At 69.4% G+C, this 24929-nt stretch carries 27 protein-coding genes (1 of these 27 running past the window's edge); 21 read left to right on the plus strand and 6 right to left on the minus strand.

Annotation, left to right across the window (positions count from 1 at the left end; all coding sequences use genetic code 11):
• Window positions 1-12: 12 nt before the first annotated feature.
• The 6 genes from ABDK56_RS08975 to ABDK56_RS09000 are packed head-to-tail and all read left to right on the plus strand — an operon-like array spanning window position 13 to window position 3957.
• Entirely contained in the window at window positions 13-276 is a 264-nt protein-coding gene (locus tag ABDK56_RS08975; RefSeq protein WP_502959287.1) for a DUF3572 family protein, read from the plus strand.
• A complete protein-coding gene (locus ABDK56_RS08980; protein WP_349807927.1) occupies window positions 273-878 on the plus strand; it encodes an HAD family hydrolase in 606 nt (201 codons plus the stop codon). Before ABDK56_RS08975 ends, ABDK56_RS08980 begins: the two co-directional genes overlap by 4 nt.
• A 4-nt stretch (window positions 879-882) precedes the next feature.
• A complete protein-coding gene (locus tag ABDK56_RS08985) occupies window positions 883-1617 on the plus strand; it encodes an SDR family NAD(P)-dependent oxidoreductase (RefSeq protein ID WP_349807928.1) in 735 nt (244 codons plus the stop codon).
• Between the two features lie 31 nt (window positions 1618-1648).
• Window positions 1649-2113 carry a RidA family protein gene (locus ABDK56_RS08990; protein ID WP_349807929.1) on the plus strand — a complete coding sequence of 155 codons (465 nt, stop codon included), beginning with the start codon at window positions 1649-1651 and terminating at the stop codon, window positions 2111-2113.
• Complete coding sequence (locus ABDK56_RS08995; protein ID WP_349807930.1) at window positions 2085-2801, plus strand: glycerophosphodiester phosphodiesterase family protein; 717 nt, start codon at window positions 2085-2087, stop codon at window positions 2799-2801. The genes ABDK56_RS08990 and ABDK56_RS08995 overlap by 29 nt, the downstream gene beginning before the upstream one ends.
• Window positions 2788-3957, plus strand: a complete 1170-nt coding sequence (locus ABDK56_RS09000; protein ID WP_349807931.1) for a GNAT family N-acetyltransferase — start codon at window positions 2788-2790, stop codon at window positions 3955-3957. Before ABDK56_RS08995 ends, ABDK56_RS09000 begins: the two co-directional genes overlap by 14 nt.
• Here the strand turns inward: ABDK56_RS09000 and ABDK56_RS09005 are convergent.
• A complete protein-coding gene (locus ABDK56_RS09005) occupies window positions 3939-4856 on the minus strand; it encodes an isoaspartyl peptidase/L-asparaginase family protein (protein WP_349807932.1) in 918 nt (305 codons plus the stop codon). The two genes, ABDK56_RS09000 and ABDK56_RS09005, sit on opposite strands and share 19 nt — an antisense overlap.
• A 79-nt stretch (window positions 4857-4935) precedes the next feature.
• Here ABDK56_RS09005 and ABDK56_RS09010 point away from each other — a divergent pair, with 79 nt between their 5' ends.
• Genes ABDK56_RS09010 through ABDK56_RS09025 form a run of 4 tightly spaced genes read left to right on the plus strand, consistent with a single transcriptional unit; the run spans window position 4936 to window position 7210 of the window.
• Window positions 4936-5835, plus strand: coding sequence for an SPFH domain-containing protein (locus ABDK56_RS09010; protein WP_349807933.1), 900 nt, complete (start codon window positions 4936-4938; stop codon window positions 5833-5835).
• Between the two features lie 4 nt (window positions 5836-5839).
• Complete coding sequence (locus tag ABDK56_RS09015) at window positions 5840-6043, plus strand: type II toxin-antitoxin system antitoxin (protein ID WP_349807934.1); 204 nt, start codon at window positions 5840-5842, stop codon at window positions 6041-6043.
• Window positions 6036-6281, plus strand: coding sequence for a hypothetical protein (locus ABDK56_RS09020; protein ID WP_349807935.1), 246 nt, complete (start codon window positions 6036-6038; stop codon window positions 6279-6281). The genes ABDK56_RS09015 and ABDK56_RS09020 overlap by 8 nt, the downstream gene beginning before the upstream one ends.
• The gene (locus ABDK56_RS09025) at window positions 6278-7210 is read left to right on the plus strand and encodes an alpha/beta hydrolase (RefSeq protein WP_349807936.1); all 933 of its coding nucleotides are present in this window, start codon (window positions 6278-6280) and stop codon (window positions 7208-7210) included. Before ABDK56_RS09020 ends, ABDK56_RS09025 begins: the two co-directional genes overlap by 4 nt.
• Here the strand turns inward: ABDK56_RS09025 and ABDK56_RS09030 are convergent.
• Window positions 7197-8096 (minus strand): S1/P1 nuclease, encoded by a 900-nt coding sequence (locus tag ABDK56_RS09030; protein WP_349807937.1) that lies wholly within the window; start codon window positions 8094-8096, stop codon window positions 7197-7199. The two genes, ABDK56_RS09025 and ABDK56_RS09030, sit on opposite strands and share 14 nt — an antisense overlap.
• A gap of 75 nt (window positions 8097-8171) precedes the next feature.
• Here ABDK56_RS09030 and ispG point away from each other — a divergent pair, with 75 nt between their 5' ends.
• The 4 genes from ispG to ABDK56_RS09050 are packed head-to-tail and all read left to right on the plus strand — an operon-like array spanning window position 8172 to window position 10958.
• The gene (gene ispG, locus ABDK56_RS09035) at window positions 8172-9299 is read left to right on the plus strand and encodes a flavodoxin-dependent (E)-4-hydroxy-3-methylbut-2-enyl-diphosphate synthase (RefSeq protein WP_349808142.1); all 1128 of its coding nucleotides are present in this window, start codon (window positions 8172-8174) and stop codon (window positions 9297-9299) included.
• Window positions 9300-9344: 45 nt separating this feature from the next.
• Entirely contained in the window at window positions 9345-9473 is a 129-nt protein-coding gene (locus tag ABDK56_RS09040; RefSeq protein ID WP_349807938.1) for a hypothetical protein, read from the plus strand.
• A 24-nt stretch (window positions 9474-9497) separates the two neighbouring features.
• Window positions 9498-10016 (plus strand): retropepsin-like aspartic protease family protein, encoded by a 519-nt coding sequence (locus tag ABDK56_RS09045; RefSeq protein WP_349807939.1) that lies wholly within the window; start codon window positions 9498-9500, stop codon window positions 10014-10016.
• 54 nt (window positions 10017-10070) lie between these two features.
• A complete protein-coding gene (locus ABDK56_RS09050) occupies window positions 10071-10958 on the plus strand; it encodes a DMT family transporter (RefSeq protein ID WP_349807940.1) in 888 nt (295 codons plus the stop codon).
• Here ABDK56_RS09050 and ABDK56_RS09055 read toward each other — a convergent pair.
• On the minus strand, window positions 10955-11608 hold the full coding sequence (locus tag ABDK56_RS09055) for a DUF1345 domain-containing protein (protein WP_349807941.1): 654 nt from the start codon (window positions 11606-11608) through the stop codon (window positions 10955-10957). The genes ABDK56_RS09050 and ABDK56_RS09055 overlap by 4 nt on opposite strands.
• 45 nt (window positions 11609-11653) lie before the next feature.
• Between ABDK56_RS09055 and ABDK56_RS09060 the strand changes: the two genes are divergently transcribed.
• On the plus strand, window positions 11654-11968 hold the full coding sequence (locus tag ABDK56_RS09060) for a DMT family transporter (RefSeq protein ID WP_349807942.1): 315 nt from the start codon (window positions 11654-11656) through the stop codon (window positions 11966-11968).
• On the opposite strand, the gene ABDK56_RS09065 is transcribed toward ABDK56_RS09060, so the two are convergent.
• Window positions 11958-13478 (minus strand): amidase, encoded by a 1521-nt coding sequence (locus ABDK56_RS09065; protein WP_349807943.1) that lies wholly within the window; start codon window positions 13476-13478, stop codon window positions 11958-11960. The genes ABDK56_RS09060 and ABDK56_RS09065 overlap by 11 nt on opposite strands.
• Before the next feature lie 110 nt (window positions 13479-13588).
• Here ABDK56_RS09065 and ABDK56_RS09070 point away from each other — a divergent pair, with 110 nt between their 5' ends.
• Entirely contained in the window at window positions 13589-16312 is a 2724-nt protein-coding gene (locus ABDK56_RS09070; protein ID WP_349807944.1) for a TonB-dependent receptor, read from the plus strand.
• A gap of 52 nt (window positions 16313-16364) precedes the next feature.
• Here ABDK56_RS09070 and ppa read toward each other — a convergent pair whose 3' ends face one another.
• Complete coding sequence (gene ppa / locus ABDK56_RS09075) at window positions 16365-16898, minus strand: inorganic diphosphatase (RefSeq protein WP_349807945.1); 534 nt, start codon at window positions 16896-16898, stop codon at window positions 16365-16367.
• 72 nt (window positions 16899-16970) lie between these two features.
• Window positions 16971-18902 carry a M61 family metallopeptidase gene (locus ABDK56_RS09080; protein WP_349807946.1) on the minus strand — a complete coding sequence of 644 codons (1932 nt, stop codon included), beginning with the start codon at window positions 18900-18902 and terminating at the stop codon, window positions 16971-16973.
• 52 nt (window positions 18903-18954) lie between these two features.
• Here ABDK56_RS09080 and hisS point away from each other — a divergent pair, with 52 nt between their 5' ends.
• The 5 genes from hisS to ABDK56_RS09105 all read left to right on the plus strand — a co-directional run.
• Entirely contained in the window at window positions 18955-20217 is a 1263-nt protein-coding gene (gene hisS / locus ABDK56_RS09085) for a histidine--tRNA ligase (protein ID WP_349807947.1), read from the plus strand.
• On the plus strand, window positions 20214-21293 hold the full coding sequence (gene prfA / locus ABDK56_RS09090) for a peptide chain release factor 1 (RefSeq protein WP_349807948.1): 1080 nt from the start codon (window positions 20214-20216) through the stop codon (window positions 21291-21293). Before hisS ends, prfA begins: the two co-directional genes overlap by 4 nt.
• A gap of 4 nt (window positions 21294-21297) precedes the next feature.
• Complete coding sequence (prmC, locus tag ABDK56_RS09095; RefSeq protein ID WP_349807949.1) at window positions 21298-22128, plus strand: peptide chain release factor N(5)-glutamine methyltransferase; 831 nt, start codon at window positions 21298-21300, stop codon at window positions 22126-22128.
• Between the two features lie 222 nt (window positions 22129-22350).
• Window positions 22351-22971 (plus strand): DUF4167 domain-containing protein, encoded by a 621-nt coding sequence (locus ABDK56_RS09100; protein ID WP_349807950.1) that lies wholly within the window; start codon window positions 22351-22353, stop codon window positions 22969-22971.
• Window positions 22972-23152: 181 nt separating this feature from the next.
• Window positions 23153-24929: the 5' portion of a TonB-dependent receptor gene (locus ABDK56_RS09105; RefSeq protein WP_349807951.1), read on the plus strand. The gene runs 926 nt beyond the window's last position; the window shows 1777 of its 2703 coding nt (coding positions 1-1777); its start codon is at window positions 23153-23155; its stop codon lies beyond the right edge, outside the window.

Genomic DNA, 24929 nt, shown 5'->3' on the forward strand with positions numbered 1-24929 from the left:
AGATAGGCGATGTTGAGCGCTTCGACAAATGACCCGCGCGCGCTGGCGCTCGCGGCGCTGGCCGCGACGCTGTCGGAGGAAGCGCGCGCGCAGCGGTTCCTCGACCTCACCGGGCTCGACGCCGCGACGCTCCGCGCCCGGGCGGGGGACGACACCACGCTGGTCGCGCTGCTCGACTTCCTCGAAGCGCACGAACCCGACCTCGTCGCGGTCGCGCGCGCGGTCGGGACGAGCCCCGGGACGCTGGTCGCGGCGCGGCGCGAGATCGAGGCATGAAGCGTCCGCTGCTGATTACCGACTGCGACGAGGTGCTGCTGCACATGGTCGCGCATTTCGACGCTTGGCTGGCCGAGGCGCACGGGATCGATTTCGACTTCGAAAGCGGCAGCTTCGGCGGGTCGATGACCCGCCACGCGACCGGCGAGGCGGTGCCGATCGACGAGGTGTGGCCGCTGCTCGACCAGTTCTTCCGCCACGAAATGCACCGCCAGACCCCGGTACCGGGCGCGATCGAGGCGCTGGGGCGGATCGGCGAGGTGGCCGACATCGTCGTCCTCACCAACCTCGGCGACGAGGCGCACCCGTGGCGGGTCGAGCAGCTCGCCGCGCACGGCATCCATCACGAGGTGGTGACCAATCAGGGCGGCAAGGGCGTGCCCGCGCGCGCGATCGTCGAGCGCTACGGCGCGGGCAACACGGTGTTCGTCGACGACCTTCCCGTCCACCACGCCTCGGTCGCCAAGCACGCGCCAGCGATCCAGCGGCTTCACCTCGTCGCCGAGCCGCGGCTCGCCCCGGCGATCCCGACCGCGCCCGACGCGCACGCGCGGATCGACCAGTGGGACCGCGCGTTACCGTGGATCCTCGAAAGGCTCTGACGACATGACCAAGACCGCATTCATCACCGGTGTCACTTCGGGCATCGGCGAGGCCGCCGCCCGCCGCTTCGTCAAGGGCGGCTGGACGGTGACCGGAACCGGCCGGCGCGCCGACCGGCTCGACCGGCTCAAAGGCGAGCTCGGCGAGGCGCTCACCCCGCTTGCGCTCGACATGCGGGGCGGCGATTTCGACGCGGTCGCGCGCGACCATGGCCCGGTCGACCTGTTGATCAACAACGCCGGGCTCGCGCCGCCGATGAGCGACCTGCAAAAGGCCGATCAGGCGCCGCTCGACACGGTGATCGACACCAATATCGCCGGGCTGGTGTCGTTGACACGCGCGATGCTGCCCGGGCTGATCGAGCGCAAGGGCGCGGTGATCAACCTGTCGTCGGTCGCGGCGACCTATCCGTACAAGGGCGGCGCGGTCTACGCCGGGTCGAAAGCGTTCGTGCGCCAGTTCAGCTTCGGGCTGCGATGCGACCTCGCCGGGACCGGGGTGCGCGTCACCTCGATCGAGCCGGGCATGGCCGAGACCGAGTTCACCGTCGTTCGCAACGGCGGCGACCAGGCGGCGAGCGATGCCTTCTATGCCGGGACCGACCCGATGACCGGCGAGGATATCGCCGAGACCTTGTGGTGGGTGGCGACGCTGCCGCCGCACCTCAACATCAACGCGCTCGAACTGATGCCGGTGCGGCAGAGCTGGGCAGGGTTCGCGGTCACCCGCGAGTCTTGATTTCGACGGCCGACCGGCCCAATCGCGGCGGATGAGCATCGACGACAGACTGGCCGACCTCGGCATCGCCCTTCCCGAACCCGCGGCCCCGGTCGCCGCCTATGTGCCGGCGGTCGAGATCGGCGGGCTGCTGCACATAAGCGGGCAGATCAGCTTCGCCGAGGACGGCAGCCTGATCACCGGGCGATTGGGCGAATCGCTCAACGTCGAACGCGGCCAGCACGCCGCGCGCCGCTGCGGGATCATGTTGCTGGCGCAGATCAGGAAGGCGCTTGGCTCGCTCGACCGGGTCGAGCGGATCGTCAAGCTCGGCGTGTTCGTCAATTCGGACCCGAGCTTCACCGACCAGCCCAAGGTCGCCAACGGCGCGTCGGAACTGATGCAGGACGTGTTCGGCGAGGCCGGGCGGCACGCGCGCAGCGCGGTCGGGGTGCCGACGCTCCCGCTCGGCGTCGCGGTCGAAGTGGATGCGATCGTCGCGATCCGTCCCGAATAGGCGCGACCCGCTCCAGCCCGGCCCGCGCGGCTTCGCCCATCGCGGGCGCCACGGGCCGCCGCTGGTTGAAAACAGCCTCGCGGCCGCCGCCGCTGCAATGGAAATGGGCGCGGGGATGGAATGCGACGTCCGGCTGACCGCCGACGGCGAACTGGTCGTGTTCCACGACGCCGACGCCGTTCGGCTGACAGGGGAGTCTCGGATCGTCCGCCATTCGACGCTGGCTGATCTGCGCGCGCTCGACGTGGGCGGACGACCGATCCCGACGCTGGCCGAACTGCTCGTGCTGATTGGCGGGCGGGTGCCGCTGCTGGTCGAGGCCAAGAGTGATCCGCGGCGCGGCGAATACTGCCGCGCGCTGGCGAGCACGCTCGCCGGCTATCGCGGGGCGGTCGGGCTGATGAGCTTCGACCCGTGGCTGGTGGCGTGGATCCGCCACAAGCTGCCGGAGGCGCGGCGCGGGCTGGTGATTCGCGACCGGCTCGGCCCGGTGCGGCGCTGGCTGGCGATCCGGCTCGCGCGGCCGCACTTCCTCGCGGTCGAGACGAGCGCGTTGCCAAGACTGTGGGTCCGGCGCGTCCGGGCGCGAATGCCGGTCTATTCGTGGACGGTGACGACCGCGAAGCAGCGCCAGGCCCTTGCACCGCTCGCCGACGCGCTCATCTGGGAAGGCGATGGACGTCCCTGACCCTGGCCCTAATCCTGGCCCTAATCCTGGCCTTGATCCCGAACTGACCGCGCGAATCGCTTCCGGTATCGACGTCCTCGATGGCGCCGAATGGGATGCGGTCGCGGGAGGCGACGACCCCTTCCTCTCTCACGCCTTTTTGTCGCTGCTCGAATCGAGCGGCAGCGTCGGGCGCGGAACCGGCTGGCAGCCCGCCCCGGTGACGGTCGAACAGGCAAGTCGGATTGTCGCCGCCGCGCCCGCCTATCTCAAGAGCCACAGCCAGGGCGAATATATCTTCGACCATGGCTGGGCCGACGCGTGGGAGCGGGCGGGGGGCGACTATTACCCCAAGCTGCTCGTCGCGGTCCCCTTCTCGCCGGTGGTCGGGCGGCGGCTGCTCGGCGACGCGCCGCAGGGGCTGCTCGCCGCGCTCGAAGCGGTGGTCGCGCAGCATGGCCTGTCGTCGGCGCATATCAATTTCCTCACCGCGCCCGAGGTGGCGGCGGCCGAAGCACGGGCCTGGCTGGTTCGCGACGGGCTGCAATTCCATTGGCACAATCGCGGATACGCCGACTTCGACGACTTCCTCGCCGCGCTGTCGAGCCGCAAGCGCAAGGCGATCCGCAAGGAGCGCGCCGCGGCGGTCGATGGGCTTGAGATCGTCGGCCTTCGCGGCGCCGAGATCGGCCCCGCCGAATGGGACGCGATGTGGGCCTTCTACCAGGACACGGGGAGCCGGAAGTGGGGACGGCCCTATCTGACGCGCCCCTTTTTCGACGGTCTGGGCGCGGCGCTCGGCGACGCCTGCCTGATGTTCATCGCCCGGCGCGACGGGCGGCCAATCGCCGGCGCGCTCAACATCGTCGGCGCCGACACGCTCTACGGACGCTACTGGGGATGCGTCGAGGACGTCCCCTTCCTCCACTTCGAGCTTAGCTACTATCGCGCGATCGAGTGGGCGATCGCGCACGGCCTCGCGACGGTGCAGGCCGGCGCGCAGGGGGAGCACAAGCTGGCGCGTGGCTACGAGCCGGTGGTGACCCGATCGGTCCATTACCTGCCGAACAAGGGATTCCGCGACGCGGTCGCCGACTTCCTCGTTCGCGAACGCGCAGCGATCGCGCAGGAGCTGGCGTGGGCGCGCGAGGCGCTGCCCTATCGCTCCTCGCCGTAGATTTTTACCGATCGCGCGTCGGCGCGGGCAAGGCCGCGATACATGCCGGGCGTGGTGAAGCCCCATGCCGCCTCGCCGTCCGGCGCGACCGCGATCAGCCCGCCGCTGCCGCCAAGGCTGCCGACATCGGCGAGCACCGCGTCGAGCGCGTCCTGAAGCACCTCGCCGCCGATCAGCATCCGCATCGCCAGCTGGTGCGCGCCGACCGCGCGGATGAAGGCCTCGCCCAGCCCGGTCGCGCTCACCGCGCAGGCGCGGTCGTCGGCGTAAGTGCCCGCGCCGATCAGCGGCGAATCGCCGATCCGGCCCCAACGCTTGGCGGTCAGGCCGCCGGTCGAGGTCGCGGCGGCGACATGGCCGTGGGCGTCGACCGCGACCGCGCCGATCGTGCCGTACTTGATGTCGGTGTCGAACTTGCCGCCCGCCGCTAAGACCTTCTCGAGCTGGGCGCGGCGCTCGGGAATAACGAACCAGTCGTTGGCGACCTGCTCCAGCGCCTGCTCGCGCGCGAAGGCGTCGGCCTGGTCGTAGGTCAGCAGCACGTGCGGGGTCCGCTCCATCGCCGCGCGCGCGGCGCGAATCGGGTTGCGGGTGTTGGTCATCCCCGCCACCGCGCCGGCGCGGCGGTCGCGTCCGTCCATGATCGCGGCGTCGAGCTCGACGCGGCCTTGCGCGGTCAGCACGCTGCCGCGCCCGGCGTTGAACGCGGGATCGTCCTCGAGCACCCGCGCCGCCGCCTCGACCGCACCGAGCGAATCGCCGCCGCGCGCAAGGACAGCCGCGCCGGCATCGAGCGCCGCGTTAAGCCCGGCGCGCGCGCGCTCCTCGGTCTCGGCGCTGACGGTCTCGGGCCGCATCGCGCCGCAGCCACCGTGAATGAGGAGAGTCCAGCCGGTCATCGCCGCGGGGCTTAGCCGGGCCGATTGACTCGCGCCAACCCCGATATTAATATGATATCAGATTAAGGGGAGAGTTTCGATGTCTGAATCGACCATTTCGCTGACCCAGAGCCGCGAACGTCCCGCGGCCACCGCCAGCGGCTATCTGATGCTGCTGATCCTGCTGATCGTCGTCGCGATCCAGGTCTTTGGCGTGGTGTCGCTCGCCAACGATCATTTCGGCGTGCTCCCGATCCTGGCGGTGATCGTCGGGCCGATCGGGATCGTGCTGATCGCGCCGGGCTTCTACATGCTCCAGCCGAACCAGGCCGCGTCGATCACCCTGTTCGGCGAATATAAGGGGACCGACCGCGCCACCGGGCTTCGCTGGGTGCTGCCGTGGCTGATGCGCAAGAAGGTGTCGGTGCGCGCCAACAATTTCATTTCCGACAAGATCAAGGTCAACGACCTGCGCGGCAACCCGGTCGAGATGGCGGCGCAGATCGTCTGGCGCGTGGTCGATACCGCGCAGGCGCTGTTCGACGTCGACGATTACAAGCAGTTCGTGGTGGTGCAGGTCGAGGCGGCGATCCGCGCGATCGGCGCGCGCTATCCCTACGACGACTTCACCCACACCGACATCACGCTGCGCGGCAACCATGACGAGGTCGGCGGCGAGCTCAGGAAGGAGCTGATCGCGCGGCTGTCGGTGGCCGGGATCACGGTCGACGAATGCGGCTTCACCCACCTTGCCTACGCACAGGAGATCGCCGGGGCGATGCTCCGTCGTCAGCAGGCGCAGGCGGTCGTCTCGGCCCGCCAGACGCTGGTCGAGGGCGCGGTCGGGATGGTCGAGATGGCGCTCGAGCAACTGTCGGCGAAGAACGTCGTCGAGCTCGACGACGAGCGACGTGCGGCGATGGTCTCGAACCTGATGGTCGTGCTGTGCGGCGAACGCGACACGCAGCCGGTGGTCAACACGGGCAGCCTTTACCAGTAGGCTGGTGGCGGAGCGCAAGGCCTTTCCGCTGCGCGTCGACCCGGCCTTGTGGGCCGCGGTCGAACGGCTCGCCGCGTGCGACCTGCGCAGCGCCAATGCCGAGGTCGAGGTACTGCTGCGCGAGGCGCTGAAGGCGCGCGGGGTGAAGCTGGACGATCCGCAACCGGTGCGGCGCGGCCGGCCGCCGAAGGAGGGTAGCGATGAGTGATGGCCCCGAATGGTTCGCGCCCAGGCGCCGGGGAATCGGCACCGGCGTACCGATCAGTTGGCAGGGCTGGCTGCTCAGCCTCGCGCTGATCGCGGCGCTCGGCCTCGCCTACTGGATGTTCGGCAACAATAATCCGAAGGCGCTGGCGATTTTGGTCCCGGCGATCCTGATTTACGTGATCATCGCGGCCCGCACCACGAAGGGCGGGCTGCGCTGGCGTTGGGGAGATGACGAATGATGACGATGCTTGCCGCGGCTGCGCTCACCGCTTCGACAATTACCGCGCCGGGGCCGCAGGCGCCCCTTGAAGGGACGCTAATCAATGCCGGCAAGGGCGCGCCGGTGGTGGTCATCATCCCCGGTTCGGGGCCGACCGACCGAAACGGCAACAACCCGATGGGCGTCGCCGCGCAGCCCTACAAGCTGCTCGCCGAGGCGCTGGCGGCGAAGGGCGTCAGTTCGGTCCGCATCGACAAGCGCGGGATGTTCGGCAGCAAGGGGGCGGTTCCCGACCCGAACAAGGTGACCATCGCCGATTACGCCGCCGACGCTCACGCCTGGGCCAAGGCCGCGCGCAAGGCGACGGGAGCAAAATGCGTCTGGCTTGCCGGGCACAGCGAGGGTTCGCTCGTCGCGCTCGCGGCAGGTCAGGACCCGGCCGACCTGTGCGGGATCGTCTCGATCAGCGGCATGGGACGCCCGTTCGGCACCGTGCTCGCCGACCAGCTGAAGGCGCAGGCGGCGGGCCAGCCCGCGGCGACGCCGCTGCTCGATGTCGCGCTCAAGGCGATCGCTTCGCTCGAAGCGGGAAAGACGGTCGACACGGCGACCATGCCCGCGCCGCTGATGCCGCTGTTCGCGCCGCAAGTGCAGGGCTACGAGATCGACCTGATGAAATATCGCCCGGCGGCGCTCGCGGGGTCGCTCAAGCTGCCGCTGCTGATCGTTCAGGGCGACCAGGATACGCAGGTGACGGTGGCCGACGCGAAGCTGCTGGCCGATGCGCAGCCCAAGGCGAAACTGGTGATCGCGCCCGGGGTCAATCATGTCCTCAAAACGGTGAAGGCCGACGACCCGGCGGCGAACCGCGCGTCCTATGCCGACCCGTCGCTTCCCGTCGCGCCCGCCGTGGTGAACGCGATCGCCGCCTTCGTCAGGAAGCGCTAGGCTTTTTCTGCCCCGGCGCCTTGTGATCGGGGCCGAGCGCGTCGTCGAGCAGCCTGGCGAGGCGAATTCCGCCTTCGACGATGTCCTCGCGCACCTGCGGGATCAGCGCCTGCGTCTGCGCTTCGCTCAAGGTCGGGCGCGCGCCGCCCTCCTTGGCGCACGGGTCGCCGAGCAGCGTCTGGTAGGCCAGCGTCCGCGCCCGCTCCCACATCTCGCGGCTCCAGTCGGTAACGCTGCCCGCCGCGATCGCGGCCCGCCGCTCGGGCGATACCGCCGCCAGCAGGCCGGCCGGTCCGCCCGGCGGGGTCGAGATCGCGCGTTCGGCAAGCGGCCCGTCCCAGATGCTGTGGAGGTTCATCCGCCCGCCGATATAACCGTAATTGGCCGCGACCTTGTTGCCGCCGAGATCGCCATGGTCGCCCGCGTGCATTGGCTGGTGGAGGTCGCCGACGAAGTGGACGAGAAAGGCGAGCGCCATCACCTTTTCGCGCCGCGGGGTCGCGGGATCGGCCAGCAGCCGCGCGTCGCGCTCGATCTGCGCCGACACGCAATTGCCGTCCTTGCACGGGCTCTTGAGGTCGAACGGGCGGCAGATGTCGACGTTCTGGTAATGCCACGAATAGGCGTAGCTGAACCGGTCGCCCAAGGGCTTGACGCAATCGGCCCACACGCTCGCCTGCTCGATCGTGCGCACCGGGCAGGTCGGAGTCTCGAGCAGCGCGCCGTCCTTCAGGATCCGTGCGACCGCGGCGCGGGTGGCGGGCTTCATCTGCAGCCACGCGACCCCCGCGACGCTTTCATGGCCATATTCCCAATAGGCCTCGGCGGGCGAAGCGAGCGGGAGCAGGGCGGCGGCGAGCGCGGCGGCGCGAAGGCGATTCGACATGGCCGGCAGGCTTAGCGGCTCTTGCCGCGATTTGCAGCGCTGGCGCTTGGCCCGGCGCGCGACTATATCGACGCCATGTCCGCGATCCGTCCGTGGCGCACGATTGAGCGCCGTCAGTCCCGCCAGATCATGGTGGGGAACGTCGCCGTCGGCGGCGACGCGCCGGTCACCGTCCAGACGATGACCAACACCCCGACCGAAGACGCCAAGGCGACGATCGACCAGATCCGCCGCTGCGAGGAGGCCGGGGCCGACCTCATCCGGGTGTCGGTGCCGACCGCCGAGGCGAGCGCGGCGCTGAAGGAAATCGTCCGCGCGGCGAACGTGCCGATCGTCGCCGACATCCATTTCCACTACAAGCGCGCGCTCGAAGCCGCCGACGCCGGCGCGGCGTGCCTCCGCATCAACCCGGGCAACATCGGCAGTGAGGAACGGGTCAAGGAAGTGATCGCCGCCGCCAAGGCCAACGGCTGCGCGATCCGCATCGGGGTGAATGCCGGAAGCCTCGAAAAGGACCTGCTCGAAAAATATGGCGAGCCCTGCCCCGAGGCGCTGGTCGAAAGCGCGCTCGACCATATCCGCATTCTCGAGGACCATGATTTCCGCCAGTACAAGGTCGCGGTGAAGGCGAGCGACGTGTTCCTCGCGGTCGCCGCCTACCACGCGCTGGCCGAGGCGGTCGATTGCCCGCTGCACCTCGGCATCACCGAGGCGGGCGGGCTGATCGGCGGCACGGTCAAGTCGTCGATCGGCATCGGCTCGCTGCTGTGGGCGGGGATCGGTGACACGATCCGCGTTTCGCTGTCGGCCGAGCCCGAGGAGGAAGTGCGGGTTGGCTACGAGATTTTGAAGGCGCTCGGGATCCGCAACCGCGGTGTCCGGGTGATCAGTTGCCCAAGCTGCGCGCGTCAGGGGTTCGACGTCATCCGCACCGTGCAGACCCTCGAGGAACGGCTCCAGCACATCCGCACGCCGATGAGCCTGTCGGTGCTGGGCTGCGTCGTCAACGGCCCGGGCGAGGCGCGCGAGACCGACATCGGCCTGACCGGCGGCGGCAACGGCAAGCACATGGTCTACCTCTCGGGCGTCACCGACCACCACGTCCAGGACGGCGAGATGATCGACCATATCGTCAAGCTGGTCGAAGCCAAGGCCGCCGAGCTCGAAGCCGCCGCCGAGCCCGCGCTCGACGCCGCCGAATAGGCGCAGACAGGCCGGCCTTTCAGGGAATCTTTACCGCGCGGGCGGATGATCCGACTCGTGATCAAGCCGCTGCTCTTTCTCTGCTTCGTCGCCGGGCTCGCCAACGGGCTGGTGCACGCACGGACCGAGCCGCCGCTGCTGATCGACGGCGGCCCCTCCGCCCCCGCGTCCTGATCCGCCCCGCATGATTCGCCCCGCATGATCAGACTGGCCCTCGGCATCGTCGCCGTCTGCGCGATCGTCGCGGCGTTCCTGCCGCACGACCTCCCGGCGAGCAGGCCCACGACCGGCGACACGGTGATGAGCGTCGACTCGCGCGACGAGTCGGGGTCGCCCGACACAGGCGGCGGCGGCGGGCGCGAGCTCGTGCTCGACCGCGACTCGCGCGGCCAGTTCCACCTCACCGCGCAGGTCAACGGGCAGGACGCCGACTTCCTCGTCGATACCGGCGCCGACCATGTCGTGCTCAGCCTAGAGGAAGCGCGGCGGCTCAACATCTACATCGATGAAAACCAGATGCAGCCGATCATGCAGACCGCGGCCGGGGTCGGCTACGGCATGCCGGTGACGATCGACCGGCTGACCATCGCCGGGCGCGAGCTCGACCAGGTCCACGCGATCGTCGCGCGCGACGTGGGCATGAACCTGCTCGGCCAGACCGCGCTCGCGCAGATCGGCAAGGTCGAAATCGCCGACGACCGGATGACCTTGCACTAGGATTTGCGGGCGCGAGGGGGTGGAACGTGCGCCGACCCCCGCCTAAGCCGGGGCATGACCGCGCGCTCGTCCCTGACTGCCTTCGCCGTCGCGGTCGCGGGAATCGCGGTCTTCTCGGTCATGGACATGGTGATGAAGGGGCTGTCGCTCGCGCTGGGGGCGTGGCCGACATTGCTCTGGCGCGGGGTGTTCGGGATCGTGCTTGCCGCAGGGCCCTATTTCGCGACGCGTAAGGGCTGGCCGACCTGGCCCGCGCTTCGCCTGCACGTGACGCGCGGGCTGCTGATGGCGCCGATGAGCTTCCTGTTCTTCTACGGGCTGGCGCGCACGCCGATGGCGCAGGCGGTGGCGCTGACCTTCATCGCCCCGCTGCTCGCGCTCGGCCTCGCGGGCCTGCTGCTCAAGGAAAGCATAGGGCCGCGGATGCTCGCCGGCTCGCTGCTCGCGCTCGCCGGGGGCGGCGGCCTCGTCGTCGGGCAGGCGCGCGCCGACCTTGGGCATGAAGCGCTGGTCGGCAGCCTCGCGGTGCTCGCCTCGGCTACCATTTACGCGTTCAACATCATCGTCATGCGCGCGCAGGCGCAGCGCGCGGGCCCGGCCGAGATCGCCTTTTTCCAGGCGCTCGTCATCGGCAGCCTGTTCTTCGCGACGACCCCGTTCCTGGGTCTGCCCCCGCTTCCCCGCGGCCACTGGCACGAGTTGCTGCTCGCCTCGTCGCTCGCGCTGGTGTCGATGTGGCTGCTCGCCTGGGCCTATGCGCGCGCCGGGGCGGGCTATCTGTCGAATACCGAGTATACCAGCTTTCTCTGGGCGATCCTGCTCGGCTGGTGGCGATTCGGGGAGGGCGTGTCCCCGTTCACGCTCGCCGGGGCGGCGCTGATCGTCGCGGGTTGCTTCCTCGCCGCGCGCGCCGAGCGCCCGGTGCTCGAAGCGATCGCCTAGCCGCCGCTCCCGCTGCCGAGCACGTTGATCGTCAGCGCGAGGACGCCGAGGTTGAAGAAGAAGCCCGCGACGCACTGGATGGTGACGACGTTGCGGATTTGCCGGCTCGGGATCTGCACGTCGCTGGTCTGGACCGCCACCCCCAGCGTGTAGGCGAAATAGATGAAGTCGGCGAACAACGGCTCCTTGGTCCCCGGGAAATCGAGCCCCGCGCAATCCTTGCCCCCGTCGTCGCGGGTGTAGAACAGGTGCGCGTAGTGGAGCGTGAATACCATGTTGGCGAACAGCCAGACCATCACCAGGCTCGCCGCAACCAGCGCCTTGTCCCACGGCCCCAGCTTCGTCTGCTGGCCGAGCTCGCTGAAGATCGCGGCGAGGATGACGAGGTTGAGCAGGATGCTGATCAGCAGCAGCAGCAACCGGTTGGCGTCGTTCGCCGCGGCGACCTCGCGCATCTTGGCGGCGTCGTATCGCAGCGAGGGGAGACAGGTGGCGAGGAAGACCAGCGCGGCGATGTCGAACGCGATCAGCAGGCCCTTCGCCCAGCCGTCGAGTGACAGCGTCGCGACGATGCCGACCCCGAACACCGCGAAGAACAGCAGGAAGCGCCACGGGGCGAGACGATTGCCTTTGGCGCTGCTCTTGCTCATCAGCGCCATAACCCGCGAGCGCCGCGGTTGTTGCGGAGGCAGAACATGGGCTGGGCCTATCTGATCGTCGGCGGGCTGTTCGAAGTCGGCTTCACCACCTCGCTGCGGTTCGTCGACGGATTCCGCAACCTGCCTTGGACCCTCGCCTTCCTCGTCTCGGTGACGATCAGCATGGGGCTGCTCGAACTCGGCGCGCGCTCGATCCCGATGGGCACCGCCTATGCGGTATGGGGCGGGATCGGCGCGGTCGGCACCGTTATTGTCGGCATTGCCCTGTTCGGCGAGCCCGCGGGCAGCGCCCGGCTCGCGCTGATCGCGCTGATCGTCGGCGCGATCGTCGCGCTTCGGCTTACCGCCTGACCGGCTGCAGCAGCTGCGCGACCGGCGGCGCGTCCTCGATCGAGGGCAGGAAGCGCGGCCCCGGCAGCGGCCCGCGCGCCCGCTCGAACGCCTCGCCAAGCGCGAGCAGCCTGGCCTCCTGCCACTTGCCGCCGACGAAGCTCAGCCCGACCGGCAGCCCCTGGATTAGCCCCATCGGCACGGTGAGGTGCGGATAGCCGGCGACCGCCGCGAGGCTCGCCGCGGTGCCCCCGCCGACGCTATAATCGCCGAACGCGGCGTCGATCTTCCAGGCCACCGGCATGGTCGGCGCGATCAGCGCATCGACCTTGTAGGTTCGCATCATCCGGTCGATCCCGTTCGGCCCAGCGGCGGTGAAGCTGGCCAGCCGCGCCTTTTTATAGGCGGCGCCGGTCAACGGTCCCTTCTTCTCGGCCTGCTCGAACAGCTCCTGCCCGAACAGGCTCATCTCGCTCGCGGCATTGGCCTTGTCGAAGGCGATCAGGTCGGCGAGGTTGCGGCTCGGCACGCGCGCCGGGTCGGTCGTGGCGAGGTAGGAGGCCATCCCCGCCTTGAGCTCGGTCAGCAGCACGTCGAGCTCGTTCGACCCGATCGCCTTGTCGTCGAAGCTCTTGATCTCGACCAGCGTCGCGCCCTGCGCGCGGAGCAGGTTCAGCGTCTGCTCGAACAGCGGGTCGGTGCCGAACCCGGCGGCGAAGCGCATGACGCCCAGCCGTTTGCCCCGGAGCGTCGCGCCATTGAGGGCGGCGACATAGTCGACCTTGTGCGCGTCGGCCTCGCGCGTCGCGGGGTCTGCCGGGTCGCTGCCCGCGATCGCGGACAGCAGCATCGCGTTCTCGCGCACGGTGCGGGTCATCGGCCCGGCGGTGTCCTGGCTCGCGCTGATCGGGACGATATGGGTGCGGCTGACGAGCCCGAGCGTGGGCTTGAGCCCGACGATCCCGTTGAGGCTCGACGGGCAGGTGACCGATCCGTCGGTCTCGCTGCCGATCGCATAGTCGACGATCCCCGCCGCCACCGCCGCGCCCGACCCCGACGAAGAGCCGCACGCGCTGCGGTCGAGCGCGTAGGGGTTGTGGACCACGCCGCCGATCGCGCTCCACCCGCTGATCGAGCGGGTCGAACGGATGTTCGCCCATTCGCTGAGGTTGGTTTTGCCGAGGATCACCGCCCCCGCCGCGCGCAGCCGCGCGACCAGCGGCGCATCGCGGTTGGTGACGTTGTTGGCGAGCGCGAGGCTGCCTGCGGTGGTCGGCAGCGGACCGGCGGTCTCGATATTGTCCTTCACCAGCACCGGCACCCCGCGCAGCGGCAGCGCGGCGGCTCCCGCGGCGTCGATCCGCCGCGCCTGGTCGATCGCGGTGGGGTCGAGCGCGATGATCGAATGAAGCTTTCCGTCGACCTGGCGCGCGCGGGCGATGGCATTGGCGGTCTCGCGCTCGGCGGGCCCCGCCGCGATTGCCGACCCGGCCAGCAACACCGAAACCAACCCGAGCGCGCGCTTCGTCATTACCCACCTCCCGTTCGCAGAATAGAGCGGAGCAAAGTCATGGCAGGTTCACTTGATGCCCGCCAGCCCGGCCCTGTTCTGACACCCGAAACACCGCGGAGCGCGCTCACGTGACCCATCGCCTTTCCCTGCTCGCCTCGGCGGCCTTGCTGTTCCCGTGGCAGGCGCATGCCCAGCAGGCGACCCCGCCCAGCGCGCCGAGCACGGCGACCCCGCCGTCGACCGACACCGGCGCGGCGGCCTCGTCGGACGACGAGGACGAGCAGGTCGTCACCGTCACCGGGCAGAAGCCGCGCGGGTCGGTGATCGGCGACATCCCGCCCGAAAATACGCTGACCACGCGCGACATCCGCGCCACCGGGGCGACCAGCATCCAGGAACTGCTCGACGCGATCGCGCCCGAGACCGGCACCGCGCGCGGGCGCAGCGACGGGCCTCCGGTGCTGCTTCTCAACGGGCTGCGCATCTCGGGCTTCCGCGAGCTTCGCGACATCCCGCCCGAAGCGATCGAACGGCTCGAGATCTTGCCCGAGGAAGTCGCGCTCAAATATGGTTTCTCCGCCGACCAGCGGGTGGTCAACATCGTGCTTCGCCAGCGGTTCGACGCGACCACCGCCAATCTGCAGGGCAAGGCGGCGACCGACGGCCATTATCAGTCGGGGTCGGCCGACGTCTCGAAGCTCGTCATCCGCAACGGCAAGCGGACCAACGTCACGCTCCACAGCGACGCCAACACCCCGCTGTACGAGACCCAGCGCCCGGTGACCGACCCCGAGCCATTCCGCACGCTGACTGCCTCGAACGCCGATGCGCGGCTGTCAGCGGTGATCAACCGGCCGCTCAGCGACGTCACCTCGTTGACCATCGCTCCCGAGGTGTCGATCACCCATGGCGTCGCCGGCCTCGGCCGCGGGTCGGGTATCCTGACCCCGCCCAACGACGACCCGATTCGCCGGATCTTCGATACCGACCCGCTTTACCGGCGCACCGACCAGAAGACCGCCGCGCTCGGCGCGACGCTGAACAGCAGCAGCGGCAAGTGGCACTGGTCGGCGGTCGGCAACGGCGAGGTCGACTGGAACCGGACCCACGGCGATCGCGGGCCCGACTTCAGCACGCTCAACGCCGAGCTCGCCAACGGCACCGCGACCTTCGATCCGCTCGGCGATCTCGGGCCGCTGACCCCGCTGCCGACCGACGTCGCCCACTCGACCGTCGGCCAGCTCAGCGGCAGCGTCACCGCCAACGGGCCGCTGATCCGCTTGCCCGCCGGGCTTGCCAACGTCACGCTGAAGGCGGGCGGAAGCTACAACGCGATCAACGGCTATTCGGATCGCTACAGTCTCGCCGCGGCGGGCGTGGTGCATACCGACACCAGCCTCAGCCGCACCGAGGGCGACCTGTCGGCGAACGTCGACCTGCCGCTGACCCGCGCCAATTCAGGTGTCGGGCGGCTGACCGGCAACCTCAACGCGGCGGTGTCGCAGCTCAGCGACGCGGGGACGCTGACGACGCTCGGGGCGGGGCTCAACTGGACCCCGGTGGTCGGTCTGTCGCTGATCGGCAGCTTTACCCGCGATGAAAATGCGCCGACCATCAATCAGCTCGGCGACCCGGTGCTGACGACGGCGGGGGTCCCCTATTTCGACGCGGTCACCGGCCAGACGGTCGACGTGACGACGATCAGCGGGGGCAATCCCGCGCTTCGCGCCGACCGGCGCAACGTGTTCAAGCTCGGCGCCAACTGGAAGCCGTTCACCAGCACCGACCTCCGCCTGCGCGCCGATTTCGTCCACCAGACGGTCGACAATCCGCAATTGAGCTTCCCGGCCGTGTCCGCCGCGATCGAACAGGCGTTCCCCGATCGCTTCGTCCGCGATTCGAGCGGCCAGCTCGTCCAGGTCGACCTGCGCCCGATCAATGCCGAAAGCTCGACCCGCGACACGCTTCGTATTGGCTTCGATTTCAGCAAGTCGCTCAAGTCGAAGCCGCCGACCGCGGAGCAGATCGCGGCGCTTCGCGCGCGCTTCCGCCGCAACGCCCCGCAGGTCGCCACCCCCGCCAACGGAGCGCCGGCGAACGGCGCGGCGCAGCCTGCCGGCGGGCCGCCCGCGGGCGATGGCGCGCGCGGCGGCAGCGGGCGGTTCGGCGGCGGCGGTGGGGGCCGGTTCGGCGGCGGCGGCGGCCGCTTCGGCGGGGGCAGCGGCGGGCGACTGACCTTCTCGCTGACCGACACCATCACTTTCGTCGACAAGGTCGCGCTGGGACCGAACCTGCCGACGATCGACTATCTCCATGGCGCGCCGCTCGGCGGCAGCGGCGGACAGCCGCGGCACACGGTGGAGGCGCAGGCGGGCTATTACAACAACGGCCTCGGCCTTCGCGCCAGCGCCGACTATCGCACCGCGACCGACGTTACCGGCGGCAACAGCGGCGACCTCCACTTCTCGCCCTACGCGACGTTCGACCTCAGCGCTTTCGTCAACGTCGGCGAGCGGTTCGACGTGGTGACCAAGCACCCCTTCTTCCTCGGCAGCTCGATCCGCTTCCAGGTCAGCAACCTGTTCAACGCGCGGCCGCAGGTGACCGGCGGCAACGGGCTGTTCCCGACCGCCTACGATCCCTACCGGCTCCAGCCGATCGGGCGGACGGTGGGCATTACCTTCCGCAAGCTGTTCCTGCCGACCCCTTTCTTCCGCATGGGCGGCGGGGGCTTCGGCGGACGGGGTCCGGGCGGACCGCCGCCCCCGGGCGGAGGCGACGGGCCGCCGCCGCCACCGCCGCCGAGCGATTCGGGTGGCGGTGCACCGCCCCCTCCGCCGCCGGCAGGCTAAGCCGCCACCGCCGGCGGGCTGATCCGTCGGAAGGTCAGTGTTCGGGCGGACGTCAGCCCTTGGGGACGAAGGCGGCGATCGACTTCTCGACGATCCGCTTGGCTTCCTCGGCGTCGCCCCAGATGCCGATCCGCACCCACTTCTCGGCTTCCAGGTCCTTGTAGTGGGTGAAGAAATGCTCGATCTGGTCGAGCACGATCGGCGGCAGGTCGGTGTGGTTGGCGACGTCCTTGTAATAGGGCGACACCGCCGTCGTCGGCACCGCCAGGATCTTCTCGTCGCCCCCGGCCTCGTCCTCGAGGTGGAGAACGCCGACCGGACGCGCGCGAATGACGGTGCCAGGCATCAGCGTCCAGCGGGTCATCACCAGGCAGTCGAGCGGGTCGCCGTCGTCGCACAGCGTCTGCGGGATGAAGCCGTAGTTGGCCGGATAGCGCATCGGCGTGTGGAGGATTCGGTCGACGAAGATCGCTCCGCTCGCCTTGTCGAATTCATATTTGACCGGCTCGCCGCCGATCGGGACTTCGATCAGCACGTTGACGGTGTGCGGCACGTCCGGGCCGGCCGGGATCAGGTCGATGTTCATGATGCGCCGCGCCTTAGCGCGCCGGGCGGCGGGAGCAACCCCCCGCCCGGCGCGCCATGGGTCAGCGTCCGCTCAGCGCGCGGTCAACAGGCGGTCGAGCGGGCCGGGGCCGCCCGACTTGACGAAGTGCGGATAGCGCAGCCCCCCGCTATAGTTGAGCGTGACGGTCTTGATCGCCTTGCCGCGCTTGACCGTCAGCCGGATCGGGTGCTGCCCGTCCTTGTTCGCGGTGACCGCGGCCTTGAGCGCGTCGTTGCTGTAGGCCTGGTCGCCGACCGCGAGGATCTGGTCGCCGCCGCGAAGTTTCGCGTTGAACGCGATCGAGTCCCAGCGCACGCTGCCCAGCGTCCCGTCGCTCTTGGTGCCGAAGCCGAGCGAATCGGCAAAGTCGGCGGTCTTGCGCTCCTTGGCGAGCCGCTCGATCCACTTGTTCGGCTGGTCGGTGTAGACCAGCGCATAGCCCGACTTGGTGAAGCCGCCGAGCGGCGCCTCGGGGTTCACCTCGTACACCCGCTTGGTGAGGTAGGTCCGCCAGTCGTAGGGATAGACCTGATTCAGCGTGTTGACGACGTCGTCGAAGGTGTAGGTCAGCTCGCCATAGTCGCCCGGGCGCATCCCGAAAAAGGCATGGGCGAAATCGTCGATCCCCTTCCGTCCGCCGGTGCCCTGGTCGATGATCGCGTTGACGTCGGCCCAGATCAGCAGCCCTTCGTTGTAATAATCCTCGCTGCGTTGCTCGCTGCCCCACGGGTTGGGCTTGCGCTGCTGAATGATCGGGTCGTTGGTGGTGTCGACCAGCGGGCGCCACTTGCGCCCGGGCAGGGTGGCGTAGCTCGACGCGGTCACTGCCAGCCGGTCGAGGATCTCCTGCTTGGTCGACATGCCCGATCGCGCCTCGACCACGGTGCCCCAGAACTGGGTCTGGCCCTCGTAGACCCACAGCAGGCTGTCGCGCATCGGCACGCGATAGTCGGGGGTCCACAGGTCCGCCCCGCGGCGATACTTGCCGTCCCAGCTATGGGTGAACTCGTGCGGGAAGACGTTCCGGTCGAGCTCGTGGTTGGCATAGTCGCCGAAGAAGCCCGGATCGCTCGAAATCTCGGTCGAGCGGTGATGCTCGAGCCCGATCCCGCCGATGTCGTCGCTGATCATGTTGAGGAAGTCGTAATGGTCGAAGTGCTTGGTGCCGCCGAACACCTTGACCTCCTGGTCGGCCATCGCGCGGAACTTGGCCAGCACGTCGTCCGGCATGTTCACGTCCTTGGGATCGTCGGCGACATTGTTGAGGGTGATGTTCTGGCCAAGATCGTACGACCGGAAATAGCGCCCGGCGAGCACCGGCGAATCCTCGAGCACCTCGTAGTTGACGGTGTTGAAGGTGATCGTGCTCCCGGCATTGGCGCCCGACGGGCGGAGCGCGGTCGCCATCTTCCAGCCGGCGGGGACGGTCAGCGTCGCCGACACCGGGATCTGGCGGACGTAATAGCCCGCCGGATAGAGCGCGACATTCTCCCACTGCACGTTGACCATGTTCGGGGTGAACACGACCCGGCCCTGGTCGCCCGACAGCGGGGTGACATATTGGAAGCGCGCCTCGACCTCGCTCACGCCGGCGGGGACGTCGATGGTCAGGCCGAACACCTCGACCGGGTCGCGCTTCCACGCCAGCTCGCGCCCGTTGGCGTAGAAATGGACGTCGACCATCTTGTCGGCGCCCATGCGCGGCCCGTGGTGACCTGGCATCCACTGCGGCAGGAACAGCGTCACCGGGCCCGGACCCGCGACCGGGATCAGCTCGCGGCTTTTGAGGATCGCATGATCGACGTCGGTCGCGTCGACGAACAGCCGGATCGTGCCGGGATAGGGCACGTCGCGCGCCGCCGGGATGGTGTCGACCGGAAGCACCGCGACCGGGGCGCTGTTGCCCGGGGGCACCTGCGCGATGGCGGTGGAGGAAAGGAGCGCGCTTGAAGCGGCGGCGGCGAGGAGGCTGATCCTGATCATGAACGATGGCTAGCGTTCGCCAGACGGCTTCGCTAGGGGCCGACCCCGCCGTATGTCGAAAATCACTACCCCTTCGCCAGTCCGCGGAATGCAGAGCCTGCTCGGTGCCGACGCCGACCGGATGGCGCACGTCGTCGAGACGTTCGATCGCGTGCGTCGCCTGTTCGGCTTCCGCCGGGTCGAGGTGCCGGTGCTCGAGCCGACCGCGGTGTTCGCGCGGACGATGGGCGAAACCACCGACGTCGTGTCGAAGGAAATGTATTCGTTCACCGACAAGGGCGGCGAGGAGGTCACGCTCCGCCCCGAGTTTACCGCGGGGATCGCGCGCGCCTACCTGACCGAGGGCTGGCAGCAGTTTGCGCCCTTGAAGGTCGCCACCCACGGTCCCGCCTTTCGCTACGAACGGCCGCAGAAGGGGCGCTTCCGCCAGTTCCACCAGCTCGACGCCGAGATCCTCGGCGCCCCCGAGCCGCACGCCGACGTCGAGGTGATCGCGCTCGGCGCGCAGCTGCTCGACGCGCTCGGGCTCGGCCAGTCGGCGATCCTCAAGCTCAACACGCTCGGCGATCCCGAAACGCGCACCGCGTGGCGCGACGCGCTCCACGCGCATTTTTCGAAGCATCGCGGCGACCTCAGCGAGGACAGCCGCGACCGGCTCGACCGCAATCCGCTGCGGATCCTCGACAGCAAGGCGCACCAGGACTGGCCGATCGCCGATTCGGCACCGGTGATCGACGACCACCTGACCGCCGAGGCGGGCGCCTTTTTCGAGGCGGTGACGCGCGGGCTCGACGCGGCGGGGGTCAGGTGGGAACGCGCGCCGCGGCTCGTGCGCGGGCTCGACTATTACCGCCACACCGCGTTCGAATTCATCACCGACAGCCTCGGCGCGCAGGGGACGGTGCTCGCCGGCGGCCGCTACGACGGGCTGATCGAAAGCCTCGGCGGGCCGCATACCCCGGCGATCGGCTGGGCCGCGGGAATCGAGCGGCTGGCGATGATGATCGACTGGGACCAGCCAGCGCTGGATGCGGTGTTTGTCGTCGCTGAAAACGCAGCTCGCGAACAGGAAGCTGTGAAGTTTACGATGACGCTTCGCCGCGAAGGCATTGCGGCGGAGGCCGTCACAACGGGCAGCCCTCGAAAGCGGTATGAACGAGCCGTCAAAGCGAAGCCGTCCGCCATCGTTTCGTTCGACGTCAGGGACGGGGTCGACACGCACGGCTTTCGCTTGCTGAGAGAAACGGCAGACGCGCAACGGGCACACGCGCTATTCGACACTCGCAACCTTCAATCGGTGTCCACAGGCGAATGAAATCGATCTCGCTCGACCGGATCGTCTCGATCGAGGCGAAGAAGCAGGAGCTTGCCGAGGCGATGGCGGCGGGCAACCTCGCGCCCGACGAGTTCGTCCGCCTGTCGAAGGAATATGCGCAGGTCGAGCCGGTCGCGGCGGCCGCGCGCGAAGTGCGGCGGCTCCGCGCCGAGCGCGACAGCCTGACCGAGATGACCCGCGACGCCGACGCCGACATGCGCGCGATGGCCGAGGACGAGCTCGCCGCGATCGAACAGGCGCTGCCCGAGGCCGAGCGCGCGCTGGCGCTCAGGCTGCTGCCGCGCGACGCCGCCGACGACCGCGCGGCGATGCTCGAGATCCGCGCCGGGGTCGGCGGGGACGAGGCGGCGCTGTTCGCCGGCGACCTGCTTCGCATGTATCAGCGATTCGCCGAGGAAAACGGCTGGAAGTTCGAGCTGATCAGCGCCTCGGCGTCCGACGTCGGCGGCTACAAGGAAGCGATCGCCTCGATCGCCGGCGGTGGGGTGTTCGCCCGGCTGAAGTTCGAAAGCGGCGCGCACCGCGTCCAGCGCGTCCCCGCGACCGAGAGCGGCGGGCGGATTCACACCTCGGCGGCGACGGTGGCGGTGCTGCCCGAGGCCGAGGAGGTCGACGTCCAGATCGACGACAAGGACCTTCGCATCGACGTCTATCGCTCGTCGGGGCCGGGCGGCCAGTCGGTCAACACCACCGACAGCGCGGTACGGATCACCCATTTGCCGACTGGCCTCGTGGTCATCCAGCAGGACGAGAAGTCGCAGCACAAGAACAAGGCCAAGGCGCTCAAGGTGCTGCGCACCCGGCTCTACGAGCTCGAACGCGAGCGGCTCGCGAGCGAGCGGTCGGGGGCCAGGCAGAAGATGGTCGGCTCGGGCGACCGGTCGGAGCGGATCCGCACCTATAATTTCCCTCAGGGCCGGGTCACCGACCACCGCATCAACCTGACGCTGCACAAACTCGACGCGGTGCTTGACGGTACCGGGCTGGGCGAGTTGGTCGACGCGCTGGTCGCCGAGGACGAGGCCGAGCGGCTGGCCGGCCTCGAGGACGCCTGAAAACGTGACCGCGCTCGCGCGCGCCTTGGCGAGGGCGGCGCAGCGGCTCGTCGCCAGCAGCGACACCCCCCGGCTCGATGCCGAGCTGCTGATGGCGGCGGCGTTTGGCATCGGCCGCGACACGCTGCTGCTCAGGCCTCCCGCCGCTCCGCCCCCCGACGCGTTCGCGGCGATGGTCGAGCGACGCGCGTCGGGCGAGCCGATCGCCTATATCACCGGCCACCGCGCCTTCTGGACGATCGACCTCGAGGTCGGGCCCGGTGCGCTGATCCCGCGCCCCGACAGCGAGACGCTGATCGCCGCCGCGGTCGAACATTTCGCAGGCACGCCCGGCCCGGCGCGCGTGCTCGACCTCGGGACCGGGCCGGGAACGCTGCTGCTCGCCGCGCTCGACGAATGGCCCGAGGCGAGCGGGATCGGGATCGATTCGTCGCAAGGCGCGCTCGCCTATGCCCGGCGCAATGCCGAGCGGCTCGGGCTCGACGCGCGCGCCGACCTGCGGCTCGGCGACTGGGCCGAGGGGATCGACGAGCGTTTCGACCTGTTGCTGTGCAATCCGCCCTATGTCGCGCTCGGCGCGCCGCTCGGACCGGGCGTGGCCGAGCACGAACCCGCCTCGGCGCTGTTCGCGGGGGCCGACGGGCTCGACGATTACCGCCGCCTCGCGCCGCAGCTCTGTCGGCTGCTGCGCGGCGGCGGGCTCGCCGCGGTCGAGATCGGGGCCGACCAGGCGCAGTCGGCCGCCGCGCTGTTCGCTGGCCGGGGGCTGTCGGTCGGCCTTGCGCGCGACCTCGGCGAGCGGCCGCGCGCGCTGCTGCTTCGGCCCTTGCCGTAGAAAAGGCTTGGAATATCGGCGCACGCGGCTTACATCGGGGGTCAGGGACGGGGCTGCCGACATCGCAAAGCGCCCCGCCGCCTACCCCCGACGAACGAGTTGACCGGTACTTCAGGCGCGATGACCGCGCTTACTTCCGCCAACTCACGCCGGAGGCCCACAACGGGTGAAAGGTGATTTGGCTGGCGCGTTGCGCGGCCGGTGCGACAAGGAATTCATCGCTTGATCAACAATCGTCAGGGCGGCCGCCGTCGCGGTCGCGGTGGACAGCGTCCCCAGGGTATGCCCGGCAATGTCGGCAACAATCGCGACAATCGCAACCGCGGCAACGCCGCCCAGCTGCTCGAGAAGTACAAGAGCCTCGCGCGCGACGCGCAGCTTGCCGGCGACCGCGTCCAGACCGAATATTATCTCCAGTTCGCCGACCATTATTTCCGCGTGCTCGAGGAAAACCGCTCGCGCTTCGAAGAGCAGAACCCGCGCCGCCGCGGCCGTGACGACGAGGACGATGACGGCGACGACCTTGGGGGCGACGACATCGATTCGGACGACGGCGACGATTCGCCGCCGCCCCGCCAGCAGCAGGCGCGCGAGGCTCGCGAGCCGCGCGCGAACCGCCGCGCGCCGCAGCGCGAGCGGAGCAACGGTCACGCCCGCGATGCCGAGGGCGACGGCAAGGACGACGCCGACGGCGGCGAGCGGATCTCGCTGAGCGTCCTTCCGCCCGCGATCGGTGCCGATGGCGATGGCGATGGCGATGGCGATGCCGAGGCCGAAGCGGCGCGTCCGCGTCGCCGCACCCGCCGCCCGCGCGCCGAGGAAGGCGAAGAAGCCGGCGCCTGAGCGCGTCGAGCGACTCGTAAAAAGAGGCGGCCCGCATCGTGCGGGCCGCCTTTTTTGTTGCGCCGCGGCCACACCCCGGGTCGTCACACGGCTGAAACAGTCGCGTCACCGATCAGTCGCCGACCCGTCCTAGTGGCCAGTCTCGAAGGCGGGCGCGGGTGCCTGCCCAAGGGGACATGACATGACGAGCTTCGATTCGCCGGCCGCGCGCCGCGCGCTGTCGCACACCTCCATTCGCCGCAGCGCGCTCATCGGCCTGCTGCTCACCGGCACCGCGACGCCGGCGTTGGCGCAGGTCGCCGGCACCACCGCGACCAGCGACCAGACGGTCAACGCCACCGCGACACCCGCCGAGCAGACCACCGTCGCCGCCAACGCGACGACCCCGGCGGCGCAGCCCGACCGCGGGCTCCAGGAGATCGTCGTCACCGCGACCAAGCGCGAGACCAACCTTCAGAAGACCCCGATCGCCATCTCGGTGGTCGACCAGAAGATGGTCCAGGAACGCCACGTCCAGAGCCTGATCAACCTGGCCGACGGATCGGTGCCCAGCCTTCGCGTCGCGACCTTCGAGGCGCGCCAGTCGGCGCTGACCATCGGCATTCGCGGCATCGTCCCGTTCGACCAGAACCAGACCGCGCGCGAGCCGGGCGTCGGTGTCTATATCGACGGCGTCTATCTCGGCCGTACGCAGGGCCTCAACGCGGCGCTGTTCGACGTCCAGCGGATCGAGGTGCTGCGCGGGCCGCAGGGCACGCTGTTCGGGCGGAACACCGAGGGCGGCGCGCTTAGCATCGTCACCGCCGCGCCGACCGGCGTGTTCGGCGGGCGCGTGTCGGCGGGCATCGGCAATTACGGCGAGCGCGAGGGCGAGGCGCACATCAACCTTCCGGCGTTCGAAAATCTCGCCTTCAAGGTCGACGCCGTCTACCAGCACCAGGACGCGACGACCAAGAACCCGGCGTCGGGCCAGTATGGCTGGAACTACTACAATCGCGTCGGCGGTCGTCTCTCGGCCCGGTGGAAGCCGGTCGACGGGCTCACCATCGACCTGTCCTACGACCAGGCGAAGGACGAGAACACGCCCTTCTACAGCCAGCTGATCGACTATAACCCGCTCGGCCTGCCGGTCGGCACCTATAACGGCACCAAGCTGGTCTGCCCGGCGCCGGCGACCAAGTGTATCGCCCCGCTCGCCCCGCTGGTCCAGGTCAGCGGCGATCACCGCATGTCGACCGCCGACATGGGCGTCATCCAGCAGCCGAGCGTCGACAAGACCCACGGCTTCACCAGCTCGATCAAGTACAAGGTCATCCCCGAGCTCGAGCTCCGCTCGATCACCGCGTGGCGCGGCGTCACCACCCACCAGTGGGACGGCTCGGCCGGCGCGCATCGCAGCGCCTTCGTGCCCAACGGCCAGTTTGGCCGTTACAGCCTGTCCGAGCTGTTCCAGCACCAGTTCAGCCAGGAATTCCAGGCGGTCGGCAGCGTCCCGCAGCTCGATTACGTGTTCGGCCTCTATTATTTCAACGAGCATGTCCGCGAGGCGGCGGCGACGCCGAACCCCGAACAGTGGAATGCCGACGGCACGGCCTACACCTTCGTCAACCAGGTCGCGCCGAACCCGCTCGCGGCGATCACCTCGGGCAACCAGGGCTGGGACCGTCGCTACTGGTTCGTCCAGCGCGACAGCAACGCGGTCGCCAAGAGCTACGCCGCCTTCGGGCAGGCGACCTTCACCCCCGCCGGGTTCAACCAGTTCCACCTGACGGTCGGCGGCCGTTATACCCGGGACAAGCGCGACGGCGCGCTCACCGTCATCTCGATGGTGCCGACGCCCTACACCTTCCACTATCGCAACAACCGCTTCGACCCGATGATCGTCGCGGCGTTCGACGCGGCGCCGGGGCTCAACGTCTACGCCAAATATTCGACCGGCTACCGCGCCGGCGGGGCTA

Source organism: Sphingomonas sp. ASV193, assembly GCF_040203355.1.
In the GTDB taxonomy this organism is placed as follows: Bacteria; Pseudomonadota; Alphaproteobacteria; order Sphingomonadales; family Sphingomonadaceae; genus Sphingomicrobium.